The sequence below is a fragment of the Cellulosilyticum sp. ST5 genome (genome assembly GCF_046529625.1).
In the GTDB taxonomy this organism is placed as follows: Bacteria; Bacillota; Clostridia; order Lachnospirales; family Cellulosilyticaceae; genus Cellulosilyticum; species Cellulosilyticum lentocellum.
In genome coordinates this window covers 4,519,456-4,533,859 of record NZ_CP132338.1, presented here as the reverse complement: position 1 = coordinate 4,533,859, position 14,404 = coordinate 4,519,456, and the positions used below count along the sequence as shown (strand labels likewise).

Annotated in this window: 6 protein-coding genes; all 6 read right to left on the bottom strand. The window is 33.8% G+C overall.

From position 1 onward, the window contains the following. Positions 1 to 2: 2 nt before the first annotated feature. The 6 genes from QTL86_RS21635 to QTL86_RS21610 all read right to left on the bottom strand — a co-directional run bounded on the left by QTL86_RS21635 (position 3) and on the right by QTL86_RS21610 (position 13,561). Positions 3 to 1,493, bottom strand: coding sequence for an MBOAT family O-acyltransferase (locus QTL86_RS21635; RefSeq protein WP_127067889.1), 1,491 nt, complete (start codon positions 1,491 to 1,493; stop codon positions 3 to 5). A 202-nt stretch (positions 1,494 to 1,695) separates the two neighbouring features. Further along, positions 1,696 to 2,592 carry a M23 family metallopeptidase gene (locus tag QTL86_RS21630; protein WP_190283426.1) on the bottom strand — a complete coding sequence of 299 codons (897 nt, stop codon included), beginning with the start codon at positions 2,590 to 2,592 and terminating at the stop codon, positions 1,696 to 1,698. Between the two features lie 79 nt (positions 2,593 to 2,671). Continuing rightward, positions 2,672 to 3,586 (bottom strand): SpoIID/LytB domain-containing protein, encoded by a 915-nt coding sequence (locus tag QTL86_RS21625; protein ID WP_410496019.1) that lies wholly within the window; start codon positions 3,584 to 3,586, stop codon positions 2,672 to 2,674. Between the two features lie 73 nt (positions 3,587 to 3,659). Beyond that, a complete protein-coding gene (locus QTL86_RS21620; RefSeq protein WP_410496018.1) occupies positions 3,660 to 4,454 on the bottom strand; it encodes a YwmB family TATA-box binding protein in 795 nt (264 codons plus the stop codon). Between the two features lie 65 nt (positions 4,455 to 4,519). Beyond that, a complete protein-coding gene (locus tag QTL86_RS21615) occupies positions 4,520 to 8,725 on the bottom strand; it encodes a fibronectin type III domain-containing protein (protein WP_410496017.1) in 4,206 nt (1,401 codons plus the stop codon). A gap of 12 nt (positions 8,726 to 8,737) precedes the next feature. Continuing rightward, a complete protein-coding gene (locus QTL86_RS21610; RefSeq protein ID WP_410496016.1) occupies positions 8,738 to 13,561 on the bottom strand; it encodes a hypothetical protein in 4,824 nt (1,607 codons plus the stop codon). Positions 13,562 to 14,404: the final 843 nt, after the last annotated feature.

The following is a 14,404-nucleotide window of genomic DNA, read 5'->3' as shown; positions in this document are numbered from 1 at the left end:
TACTAAAATTGAAAATAAATAAACTGACTCGCTGCATAACCTGGGCCATATACACCAAAAATCAATATACCAAGAATGATTACCATAAACACTGCCCAAGTAAATACACAGTGTTCTTTAGCAATAGCTTCTTCAAAATCGAAGTGCTTGCCTACTAGTTCTACTCCAATCATAAGGATAATAGAAATCATCATAACTCCAAAATCCTTTTGATCTAAACCTAGTTGATATAAGCTTTGATCAAAGAATATCCACGGATTAAAACTACTAAACATTTGCTTAATGATTCCAAGTGCACTTGTTAAATCAGCTGTTCTAAAGAAGATCCAAGCAAAATCTACTAAAATAAAAGTAGTTAATACTTGTAAGGATTTATAAGAAAACTTTTCTTTACTTAACCCGAAAAACCTAGCCACTCTTTGTCTAACTGGTGTTATGATATCTCCTACAACTTGATACATACCATGTAGGCCTCCCCAAATAATGTAGTTCCAGCCACTTCCATGCCATATACCACTTACTAAAAAAGTAATCATAATATTTCTATATCGTTTAAGTCTATTGCAGCGACTACCACCTAGAGGTATGTACAAATAATCTTTAAACCAACCACTAAGAGAAATATGCCATCTACGCCAAAATTCTTTAATTGATTTAGCAAAATACGGTGTATCAAAGTTCTGCATCAATTCAAAGCCCATGATTTTAGCAGCGCCAATAGCAATATAAGTATAACCTGCAAAATCACAATATATTTGAATACTAAATAATACTGTTGCTAACGCAATCTCAAAGCCTGCATAAGCTTCATAATTGCCATAAACCTGATTCACTAGAATTGCTACACGATCAGCAATAACTACCTTTTGGAAGAACCCCCATAGCATCAGCACAAAGCCTCGTTTAGCCCTTTCTAAATCAAAGGTATGCTTTTCATAAAACTGTCTTAACAAATTACCTGAACGCTCAATAGGTCCAGCTACAAGCTGTGGAAAGAAGGAAATAAATAAAGCATACTTTCCTAAATGCATTTCTGCTTTAATGTCTCTTCTATAAACATCCATGGTATACCCAATAGCTTGGAAAGTATAAAAAGAGATACCTACTGGTAACATAACATCAAAATAAGGTACTTGCATATTAATAGCGAAATGTTCCATGACTCTATTAATATTGTCTCCTAAAAAATTGTAGTACTTATAGAAAAATAAAATGGAAAAGTTAATAACTAGACTTAGTATTAACCAAGTCTTTCTAAGCCGTATACGCTTTTCTTCATCTTCTATACGTTCCGTACTTTGCAATAAAACCCCACACAAGTATGTAATAAAAGTAGATGTGGCAATAAGTAATGCATATACTGGATTCCAGCTCATATAGAAATAGTAACTAGCAATCAGTAGCCAAATCCATCTCCATTTGTAAGGAATTATAAAATACCCTAATGTAACAAGGGGGAAAAAGATTAAAAAACTAATAGAATTAAATAACATATTTTACCCTCTAATATTATTTTTTATAATGTATAATCTTGAAATCAATCCTATTTTATCATCTTTAAACAAAATATACTATATTTTTAAAACTCTTATACTTTTATCCGATTTGTAGCAATCAAATACATTCCGCAATACTATTTAATATAAAATAAAACAGGAGATGGCATAGCATCTCCTGTTTTATTTTATATCATTGTTATTTTGTAGCAAAGCCAACATCCACGCTGTCTGTTTTCACGCTAGCTGTTTCTTCACTGTCTTTTAAGAAATCCATAGGACTAACAACTTTGTCATTATGCTTTACTTGTAAGTAGAGATTATCACCTACATTAATGAATGCACCTTTAGGTGTACCAATTGTACCTAGTACATCCCCTTCATTAACAACTTGGCCTAAAAGATCTTCATTTACTGTTCCACCTTGGAAACCATATACACTTACATAACCATTACCATGATCGATAACCATTGTCTTTCCTACATAAGGCATACCTGGCTCTAAAATACTAGATGAATCATCTACAATCTTAACAATTGTACCTTTCGCTATAGCCTTTACTTCTGTATTTTCATTAGCTGCAATACAAATACCAAAGGTACGCATGGTTTGATTAAGTGATTCACTAAACCAATATTTTGTAGCCTCATCTGTATAAGGTACAACAATCTTACCTTCTACTGGCCAACTAAAGTTATCCCCATCAGCAAAGAAAGGTTCCTCTGTTACTGATGCTGTAGTAGATTCAAAGGTTTCTGTCTTAACCTCTGGTTTTACTTCATCCTTTGCTGTTGTATTATTAGTAACCTCTTCTGAAGCTTTTGTTTCATCTTCTTGAACTGTGGCTTCATTTTGTGTAACCTTATCTGTTTGGTCAAGTTCATCTTCTTCATCAATAATAACATTATTGGGAAGATCTCCTTGAAGCATTCCGTCTGTTTTCTCATTTTTTGCATAAGGATTCGCTTCATTTTTAACATTGCCTTCTTGACTTGGTAATACGAAGATGGCTACAAGTGCACCTACAGAAATCACACTAACGGCTACATAAAAACCATACTTCTTTAGAAATTGTCCTAATTTTTTAATTTTCATAATTAACACCTCCGACATCCTAATTATCGCCAGAGATTCCCATTATTATTCAATCTTTCTAAATATTTTAATTCATATTTTAATTTTGAATCTCGTATTTTTCTATCATCACATCTGTATAGTAATATTTGATAATATCCTTATAATTCATACCTTGTTTAGCTAGTTCATTGGCACCATTTTGACTAAGCCCTATTCCTTGACCTATGCCCCTCACATCAAAAATCAATTCATCTTCAGAAGCATACACCTTAAAGCAGCTAGATGGTAAATCTAATAACTCCTTAATTTCTTCCCCTTTAAGAGTTACATTTCCAACTTGAATACTTTTTACATAGTCTGCTTCATCTTTCTCAATGATTTGTATTTGATTTTCTAAGGTACCTATATCTACTATCAATTCTGGATATTTCGTTTTGATAAGTTCTGTTGTTTTTCCTTTCGTCAATCTGACTTGTTTACTAATATGATCTACTTTGCTATCCACACTTTGCAGATATGGAATGTCTTTATTATAAATACTTGCTGCATTCCTTGTTTTCCCTGCACTGGCACTATGATATAAAGCCTCTATAGGTTGATTATCATAAAAAATCATCTCATAATACGTACTTTCCACAGCTGCCTTATAAATAGCATAATTTTTATCATAATCATCTTGCCAGATAGCCTTCATTTCTTCTACCGAATAACCTTTAAGAGCTCCTTTACTTTGAATACCTAGAATACGTCTTGCCATATAAGTCCTAGTCACTACAGCTTGTACCTTGATAGCTTCTTCTTCATAAGTATAAGGAATCTCTTTGGCTAATATACCTATTAGTGTTTCTTCATTTATAATATCTAGAGATGCTCCATGAGTTTCCTCCCCATTAGCATCTTCAATAGTCTTTAATAGTTTCCCTGTATCATACCCACTGGCATATACAATAATCATAGGGATTAAAAACAAACATAATCCTATAATAGCAGCTGACTTAAGATATTCTTTCACAGTAGTCCCTCCCTCACTATCTGAAATAAAAATCTGCTTATACAAGTATATGAAAGTGAGACAAGTTTATGAATTAAAATGGTGCATTATAAAAAGGAAACGCTATAATGCATTCTGTTTTATCTGTTATTTCATTATAGATAAAGCTAATTTGGATATTAGTTTTGTTACCATCTGCTCCTTCTATATATTCTGGCACTTCTTTCGTATAGCCATAGTACGCTACAGTGTGGCTATCTCTATCATCTTGATACACATTAATCATTTTCCCTTTAAGATTATTAAAAATAGTTTCCACTAGCGTCAAACGCTTCTCATTTGATACTTCTTCTATTAATTCAGCTTTAAAGTAAATACTTTCCTTAGGCTTAGCCCCCCATTTTCTAAAGAGATCTTTTGCTCTGCCTCTTTTCATATCTAACTGTTCCAAATTATCCATGCTTGTAAGTCTTAAATCATAGTAGGTATTATCATTTTTATCTTTTTGATTTTTAATGGTTAACTTATAAGGTGTCTCATCTTCTTTATTAACTGCTGATACTTTGATTTGGTTAATTGTCTCTTCTATACTAGTTTCTGATGGATTATAGTGAAAAGCCTGACAAAGTTTAGAACAGCTCACTTCATGGGCGAGAGCTTCTATCACTTCATTTTCCTTAACTACTAGCGTTTGAAGATCTAGCTTTTCTCCATAATGGATACCACTAAGTTCCACTCCTACTTCTGTAACTTTTATCTCTGGCACATTTATTTGCTTACTTAGCTGTTGTAGCCTATCAGGCATTCTATCGTAATATTCAAATCCAAATATGTAGGTTGTACATAAAATCATAATAACCGCTACAAGTAGCATATTTCTTCTATTCATAAAAAAGCACCCTTCCTCTTATGTTTTTTAGAGTATGGGATGCTTTTTTAATTTTTATTCAGTTATTATTCAATTACTTGTATAATCCAATCACAAAGTTCACTATAGGTTACTTTTCCTGATGGATTAATGGTTTCATCAATAAGTCCTAATGCATAAGCTTTACCAACCGCATCTTTATAAGTACTACTTACTCCTGTAAGGGTTACTTTAGATGGCTTTACCTGATAACCTTGCTTTAATTCGTAGAGTTTCACTACGCCAGCTATAGCTTGCTCCTTAGTAACTACTCCTGAACCTTGACTCATATAAATACCTGATGTTCTAGCTTTATTTCTTAAATCATTAGTAACGCTAGCTGTTAAATCGATAGAAGATTTATTTTGCGCAATTCCCATTACTAACTGAATATACTGATTGCCATAAACATAATCTTGCATAAAATAAATATCTCCAAGCCCTCTAATGTCATAAGCTGCTTTTAATTCATCCATTACATATGTAGAGCTTGAACTACTTGTTGTTGTCACTCTTTCATATAGGGCATGTAAACCTGTATAAGGTGTGCTATACACAAAATAGCTATCTGTTTGTGTTTCAATAACTGGGTTTTGTTTACTCCATGTATTGGTATTGTAACTATACATATAAGTGTTGATATTGGCAAAGTTGTACTCACCTACTAATTCTAGTTTAAGTTTTACCTTCATATAATCATCTAGCTTCTGTACAACTGTGTTTTTATTGTTACCTCTAAACATTACCGCAAAGCGTTCTCCTTTAACAAAAGCTTCTGGATAGCTTCTTCCTATAGCTAAAAGATTCGTGGTTGTAGCTTTAGTCAAATCAAATTGCACCATATCTCTTGCACTATATTGATTAGAATAAATTTTAAGCGCCTTGCCTGGAATTTCATAAATGCCGACATTAGTGATAACCTTTAGTGCCATGCCTTGATTAATAAGAGCATCCACTATATTTTTAGGCATCTTTAATCGTCTTACATCAGCATCATATTTATTTTTATAATTTTCCATTGTTATTGTAAGGAAGTATTTATTAGCGTTTTGGATTTGAGAAATGATTTTAGCTGTGTCTACAATTTCTTTTGTCCAAACCCCATTAGTATAACTATCTACTATTGCTTCTGGATAAATAACAATATTGTCATTATCCCCGCCATCATATTCCCCATCTGAAGTCTTAGTCATAATTCTAACGATAGCACAGAAATCTGATTCTTTAACAATTTCTCTTTTACTTTCTGGATCTGTAAAAGTAAGTACTGTTTTAACTCTTACATAATAAGGTTTATTAGCATCTAACCCTGTGAATTTTACCATATTCTTAGCTAATACTTCATAACTACCTTTTCCAGCATCACTGGTATTCACTACAACAGCATCTAAAAACTCTGGATTATTAGCGAATTCTAATACGTATGAATAGGCTTTTAAGCTCTCATCTGTGGCTTCTACATCCTCCACATCTTTAAGCCATTCTACTGTAATGTAGTCTCCTGTTACTGGCATGAAATCTTGACCGATTTCTAATATGCTTTGATACGCAGCTGGTCCTAATCCTCTTGGTACATCTGGCTTTTCTATTGATAAGGTTGTTTGAGTAACTGGATTACTCCAAGCAGATACCTTATCACCTTTTTTCTGTTTTGCTCTAATCCATACATTATAGGTGGTATCTGGCATAAGTCCTGTTATAGTTACCTGTGCTTTTGCCCCATTAGACACATAATTATCTTCTCCTGGCACTGTAGAAATCTCTACTGGCCAGCTAATAGCAGATTCCGGGTTGTCTAAACGACTATATACAATCTCATAGTTAAAGTCTTCATTATACTGCCACCAGACAGATACACTACTGTCTGTTACACCATTTGGATTAAGCACTGGTACCATAGGTATTGCTTCTGGTTCCTCAAAATCCGAGTCTGTGGTAGCAATAACAAAGCTTGGGAAAGTTTGCATGAGCTTTGTTCCATCTTCTAAAGTACGGTAAGCTCTAATGAGAATGACATATCTTGTATTTGCTTTGAGATTTGATACTTTGTAATCCTTCCAAGATAAACCATCATTATGGTTAACATCACTTGGTGTGATAGTAGTCCATCCCTCTACTGAATCACTTTCATTTTCTACAATCCATTTTTCAATTTTAATGGCGCTTGGGGAAGTGGTGTCAGATTTTAAAGCAAGTACCACATCATCATATAAAATAGGTTTTACTTCATATTTAACATCTTCTCCTAGGCTTACTTCCCTATCTTCATAATTAGCACTATAGTTAGGCACAGCTGCCTTAACTGCCTTCAGTTCATTCTCATTGATAAGACGATGTTCAGTAAGATTTTGCCCTGCTTTAAATTTAATCTCTGGTATTCCTCCTGTATAAACCACGCTATTCCACATTTTTGCAAGGAAATATTCATCGGCATCAGCGCTATACTGAGAAGGGTCTTTTGCTTTAATTTCATACCATTTTTCTAGCCACTCAATTGTAATAGCATTTTGTTCTATTCCTCCTTCTTGTACACGAAGTGGAGGCTTTGCTAATACTGGTGGTCTTGAAATATCACCTTTTTTATCAATTGTAATCGCTACTACTGTTGGCTGAGATTCCACATAGGTTCCACTATAGTCTCTTTTAGCTACAATTTTAATATAGTAGGTTTTATTAGAAAGTAGATTTTTAACACTACCAGTTTTATTAGTGTACTGCGTTAAAAGAGTCTTAAAACCAACGACTTCCTTACTAGCTTGTGTTTTAATTAAACTATCATCTTGACCTTCTGGTATAGAAAAGTTTTCTAAAATAGGCTTTGTAGCAGTATCATCAAGCTGTTCATTGCTTTCTGTAACCCAAATATCATATAGCATTTCATGTTCAGGAACGGTTTTACCATTTTCATTTTTCTTCATTGGAGCATCCCAAACAAGTTGTACTTGCAGCGGAGTTAAGCTTTTAGTATGGAAAGTATTATCTTTCATTTTATCCACTGTAACATCATCATTTTTAACTAAATAATTATTTTTAGTGGTACTCAACTCCTCTAAAGAAATAGAAGAATTAAAAGGCTCTGGTACTTGTGGCTTTAGAGGCTGTTCTCTTAATTCGTACGGTACATAAGGTTCTTCATTGGTCTTAATAGTGTTACTTTCACCTTTGATGAAGAATTCAACGTAATACAAGCTAGTCTTTTTCGGTTCGTCATGCTCAAACCTACCTGTATCTGTAGCAGTAAGGTCAGCATTATTCATTGTTCCAATAAGTGTGTAGTTACGTTCACCTTCAACTTTTCTCCAGATTTTAACCATTTCTATTTCACTAGTCATCCAAGAACGTACATTCCAGCTTAACTCTATTCTATTTTTTCCTATGTTAGTAATGTTTAATTTGATACTTCTTGTAGCATGTGCAATTTTAGGTGTAGTTGTATTAACACCTACATTGCTCCAACTGTCCTTTATAAAAGTACCTGAAATGCCTGTTACAATAACATAAGCTGAGTACTTTTGACCCGGAATTGTATCATCAATAGTAAATTTAACTTTTCTAATGCCACCTTCTGTAAATACATTCATATCATTGGCTTTAAGCGTTACTGAATTAGATCCTACTCCTGCTACGTTATTTTCTACACCATCTACTTCATTTTTATTGTTAGCTTCTTTTGCAATGTAAACTAATTTGTAAGTAGCTCCAGGAATATATTCCCAAACCACCTCTATATTATCTTCTGTTTCCCTAGCAATTGTATTTAAGTCTGTAACAAAGTACTTAACTGGATCTTTAGTAGCTGAGTTAAGTGGTGCTTTTGTCCATCTCTCCCCATCATCTGATACATGGTTATGTCCTGGTTGTACTTTTAACTCATATAATCGACCATTTTTAAATTCATTTCTATCCTCAAGATAATCTTCAAGGTTAATAGTTGCCTTATCACCTGGAGTCTTATTGGCTTCTGCTACGCTAATAGAACCTTCAGCTTTTTCACCTAAAGAATCCGTTAATAAAAGGTCATAAAACTCTGTATCATGTTCTTTTGCCACTGCTGTATGATTATTTTCTACTTTAGTAAAACTCACCTGTGCACTTGGTAAAATATTTTCACCATTATCATTGGAAGTATGGCTTACCTGCACATAATCTAGTCCACCAACTGGCAGTCTTTCTTGCATATCTGCAAATACATTAACATAGCTAAACATCATTATGACAGCTAATAATGCGGCTACTCTTTGTCGTCTCTTCATGTTATCTTCCTCCTATTGTGCCTGCACTTTATAAAGAATCTTGATAATTTCTTCTGCAGTCATTTCTTTGCTTGGAAGAACTCTTGAATTAGGATTATCTACAATTTTAAGTTCTACTGCTGCATAAACATATGTACGATAAATGCTTTGGAAAGCACCGATGTTTTGTACACCTTGTTTATTTTTAATGACTATTGAACTCACTTTTCTATTATGTAATCTTTCATAGGCCTGCATCACAATATAGATGGCTTCATCTTGCCTAATATTTTTACTTAATCCTATACTCGTTACACCTTTTATCCCTGCATTTTTAAGAAATACAATATAATCAGTTCCTTTTTTAGCTCCTAGTACGCGTGCTGTAGCACCATATACTTGTTCTTTTGTCGCAGCTGTTTTAATCATATAGGTATCTAATTTAAAGAACTCTGTTAGGCCATATTTCCCTATGAAGCTTTGATAAGGACCTAAGCTTGGTACCGTATTTGCAAGATCAGCTTGACCTACAAAGATATAGGTTCCTAGTTTATCTGCTTCAATACCAAAACCTTTTCCTACTTGATAGCTTTCTACATTAACCCATCCATTACTGTAGTAATAAGCATCTGCTGCAAATGCATCTATTTCGCTTATAATAAACAGTGGCTTATCTAATTCAGTAATCTTCACTGTCCTTTTTATATAACGATCCATTAACTTATCAACTTGTCTTGCATGATCTTTTTCAATATCTGCCATAGAATCTGTAATAAGTTCATTTAATACGTCTTCTTCAATCACACCATTATAAACTTCCTTCTCAAGCTTATTAATAAAACTATTGCGTTCCTCTGCAATAATATCATTTAAAGCAATCATAATATCATCTTCTGTTAGATAATCACGCTGCTTCATATAAACTAGCTCCATATTAACATTAAGCTTTGGTGACAAAGCTCCCTGCCCATTAATACTTTCTGACGTTTTTTGGGTATAGAACTTGATGCCCACATAATAATCTTCTATTTCATCAGAAGCCATTTTTTCTATGGCTGTTTTAATGGCAGTATTTTCGCTAGTTAAGGTATATGGTCTAATGTTTAATGTCTGATTACCAATAGTTACATTGAGTACTGTATTCGTATTACTTTCGTCTATCATTACAGAAGCTGGCATGTAATAATATAGTGAATTAGCATTCTCTTCTGCTACTAAAGCATATTCTTTTTGTAAGCCTATTTCTGTTTTTAGGTAACTTTCTCTATACTTATAGATTTCACCTTGTTCCACTACCCAATACGGTCTTCTTCTTAACTTCTCAGCTTCTGAGTCAAACTTTTTGAGATACTCTTCAAATTTATTATCTTTTTCTGCTTCATCTTCATCATAGTCTGTTCTCGTACTTACCTTATCACAGTATAAAGAAGTTGGATAATTACCACCCTCCAAAAGTGTTTTTGTTTTATCCACTATTCTTACTTTAATATCATAACGTTTATTAGGTTTTAAACCTGTAATCTTATACACAAAGTGCGTGTAGCCTTCTGGTGTTAGCTTATCATCTTGAACAGAAGTTAATTTCACTGCACTGTAATCTAGCTTATAGGTATCATCTAATTCACTTTTTACTGCAATATCAAATGCAAACTCATCTGGCACTTTGGCATCTACTGGCACGGGCGCATCAAAACTAATAACAATTTCTCTCTTAGTATCATGTGAATAGGTCTTTGGCGCCTCTACTTTTAAATTAATAGGTGGTTGTACTGGTGCTGTTGTTACAGGTACCATAATCCACTTTGACTTAATAGGTTTACCATCAACCATACACACGGTTCTTACATAGTAATAATAAATGTTGTTAGGATTTAAAGAATCATCATAAAGCTGGAACTTACTTGAAAGCTGTAGTGGCTCTAAGTTAGTCCATATTTGATTCTTATATGTATACGTACTCATGTAAGCTGGTTCATTTTCTGCTCTTGCTGTATCTTTATCTGAACGGAAACCAACATTTAATTCATTGCCTTGTACTAGCTTTTCAACACTTAGCTTCTCTTCATCCTTAGTAAGCTGCTTTTCTGTCCTTATGAATTCATAGTAGGTTAAGTCTATATCTTCATCTTCTTCAAACTTAGCTGGTGCCCAACCTAAAGTGACAGAACTATTGTTAGCTTGCTCCTCTATCCAGATTTTTTCTGGTGTTGGTGGCACTTTATCTTCTGGTGTTGGTGGCATAGGTTCTGTGGTTGTCGTAAAGGTAAATACCTTAGATAACTCTGATACTCTAGGTGATACCGGTCCTGCTTCACTTATTGGTGACAATTTCGTTCTAAGTTGCAAATAATATACCGTATTAGAATCTAAGCCTTTAATTTTGAGTTTACCTTGCCCTATTCCTATTAAAGAACTAATATGGACTTTAAAAGGTATAACGCCCCCTGCCTTTAACACCTCTATAGCTGATTGGCTATTAATAGTAGTATCAGATAAATTTAAGATAGCGTCACTTCCTAAACTCATTGCATCCATCTTATCAGGATCATTGTTTTTAAGGGCATCTTTATTCTGATATAAGTAGAACTCATATTCCCCACTAAAGCGTTCATCTTTATTAGTTCCAGTATATAATTTAAGTTCTGCCGGTTCTAACATCTTCTTAACATATGCTTGTATGTCTACATAAGAATATGTAATTTCTTCTATAACTTGTGTTTTATCAATACTTGCATCCTCAGCTACCACTGTTGTAGGTACAGGTACTACTTCCTTTGTGATATCTAAAGCAACGGATACCAGATTAGATTCATTACTATAAGTGATTCTTTTAGTATCATCTGTTGCAACATATACTGTTCTTAAAGATACATAGTAGTTTCCTGGTATAACCATATCTTTTAAGCTATCCTTAGCTTCAGCTCCTGATTCTTTTAAAGACTTGGTTGCTGTATTATAGTCATACCCCTCAGGAATTTCTATTTGCTCCCAGTCTTTAGTGGTTTCACTAAAGTTCATTAAAGAAACATTCTCCATTTTGAAGGTTCCTTTACTCTCATTATATCTAATAATCTTATTAGCATTTTCTTCTGTAACATCCTTTTGTCCTGCTGTTCCTAAATCAGTTTCTACTATAATCTGATTTGTTACAGGATCTAGACTTACCTTAAATACCTTGGAGTATGCTGCATAACCAGAAGTTCCTGCCAAATGAGGTGACTTTAACGGATCAAGGTCATCCTTGTCTTTACGTATAAGCATCTCATAATATAAAGTACCTCCATTTAAAAGAGTCCTTAAGTTAGAAGGTGCAAACCATTCTACATCAAATCCAATAGCTTTAGCACTAGAGGTATTGCTGTTCTCATTAGTTGGAACAACGTATACGTTATCTATATTTTTAATGGAAGGAGTTGTAGGAACAGGGCTAAAGTCCCCTGGATTATACCTAACCACCTGTGATTCATATTCATTATTATCTATCTTTATTTTCACCTTGAAATAAGTAACATTAGTAGATGAAATAGAGGTTGTAATTTCTTTATTGTTGGTTTTATTAGGATCATATTCATAAGTAGTTCTTGCAGTAAACTGACCATCCTTTGTATTGGAGCTTAAGATAGTATAAGTAGCTGCTGAATTAATATTGTATGGTTTAATAGTAAATTGTACTTGATTATTTGTTGTTTTATTTAAACTATAATCTAGATAAGTATGTCCTTTATTTTCCGGCTTATAAATATCTGCATCTTTACCATAAGTAAAAAGCGAATCAACTACCATACTAGGTTCAAGTACATCCCATTTGATGACGCTTGATTCTAGATTAGTTCCACTAGCCAAATAAATATTAATTTGACCATTAGTATCTACTGCTCCAACTGTATAACTACTATCCTTAGTATCAATCTTAATTTTTTCACCAGTCATAGGTTTAAAATCCAGACGAATACTATCATCACCATCTTGAACTGAGCTACCAATTGAATATTGTGGTTGTAATTTGATTACAACTTCATCAAGCTTAGTGCTACTAGAAGGTATCGTGTATTTTCCCCCTTCTAGAACCTTAATTTGGTCGAAGCTTAATTTTACTCCTGGCTTTGAACCTGGTGTTTCTTTAGTTAAGTCCTCAATAACTTCAATAGATTCTAAAGTATTATCCTTTAAATGAACTGGTTTAATCTCAAAGTTTTTAGGTCCATTAAAAAATGATTGTTTTGCTTGAGTAGTACCATCTACTTTTAGCTCAAATTCATTGATATTTCCCTTACTAATTCCAGTAGTATATACATATACTAATTTCCCATCTAATTTCAAACGAATATTTAAATTCTTTCCTGCTACATTTACGTTGGTAAGGTTAACATTATATTGTTGATAGGTACTTGCATAAGTTCCTAGCTTTAAACCCGCAGTAAATTCTGTTTTTCCTATTTCTTTGCTTTTATTTTCCCAGCTATTGGACCCACTATTAAGCACTCTTTCTACATAATCAATACTTTTGGTACTTCCATCTTGATTATAAACTTTCCCAGAAAGCGTTACATTATCATCTCCGGCATTTTCAAGTGTTAACTCTACTTTTTTCGTAGTATTATCCATAGCTTCAATGTAATAGGTTAATACATAATCTGCAGCACTAGAGATATCCCATTTTGCTACAGCTGTCTCAGTATAATCAGTACCTATTCTGTTGCTTAGCTCCAAACCTTTACTATCTTCTGCAAGTATCTTCTTCTGCATTTCAAATCCATATAAATTAGTATCGGCTGCCATTAATTCATTTAAATTAATCCCCTGAAGGCTTGCAATCACCATTACAAATACAAGTATTTTAGAAACAACTTTTTTCATATCATCCGTTTCCCCTCTCTCTGTCTTGTTCATCTATGTGAAATTTTAAATAAAATTATAATACTCCATATATTTTATCGACCATTCAAGGGCCATACATAAGTATTTCTTAGGATATATTTATGTATAATCATATTACAATTAGTTTACAACTAGAAATTTGTCGGTAGCTTTAATAAGCCATTTGGGGCGGAACTGAGAGAGGGTGGCTACCTGCCGTTGTTCCGCTCCGCATTTTCAGTAGGAACTAAGCTCACTTTTTTGGATGAACGCCCACAAACTCGGTTCCCTCAAACACGTGGGCTAAGTACCATCCAAAACGTTCGCTAAGTGCCTACTGAAAATACTTCGAAGTCACCCCGTCAGGCAGCCACCCTCTCTCAGTTCTACCAACAATAATGTGTAAAGTCACTTTCCTGAAGTGTTTTCAAGAAAAAAGAAAAGCCAATTCATTTTATTGATAGCAATTAGAGACAACAAAAATAGCTCTTCAAGTAGTATTAATACTTGAAGAGCTATGGTTGGTTCCAGACTCTTGAAATGAACTTTCACAACTAGCTCAGTAGACCTTAGGCAAGGCACAAAATGGCTCCTCAGCACGTATGCATTATAGCTTAGTGCCTACTAAGACTAGTTATGAAAGTTAAACCAATGAGTGAGGAGCTCTTATCGTCTTAGCCGGTGCACCCTTATGATAGGAAACTAAGGCTTTAAGACTCTGGTTTAAAACTCTATTTGGGTAATGCGAGGTATAAAAACATTTAAAACAACTTATAAGTGGCGCCTTCCTTGCAGCGCACAAGTGAACATTTTCCTTAAGTCCAGAGGTACCTATAACAATAG

Excerpts from the sequence above, each read along its gene's own strand:
- QTL86_RS21635 (WP_127067889.1), bottom strand. The coding sequence starts at position 1,493 with ATGTTATTTAATTCTATTAGTTTTTTAATCTTTTTCCCCCTTGTTACA.
- QTL86_RS21630 (WP_190283426.1), bottom strand. The coding sequence starts at position 2,592 with ATGAAAATTAAAAAATTAGGACAATTTCTAAAGAAGTATGGTTTTTAT.
- QTL86_RS21620 (WP_410496018.1), bottom strand. The coding sequence starts at position 4,454 with ATGAATAGAAGAAATATGCTACTTGTAGCGGTTATTATGATTTTATGT.
- QTL86_RS21610 (WP_410496016.1), bottom strand. The coding sequence starts at position 13,561 with ATGAAAAAAGTTGTTTCTAAAATACTTGTATTTGTAATGGTGATTGCA.
- QTL86_RS21615 (WP_410496017.1), bottom strand. The coding sequence starts at position 8,725 with ATGAAGAGACGACAAAGAGTAGCCGCATTATTAGCTGTCATAATGATG.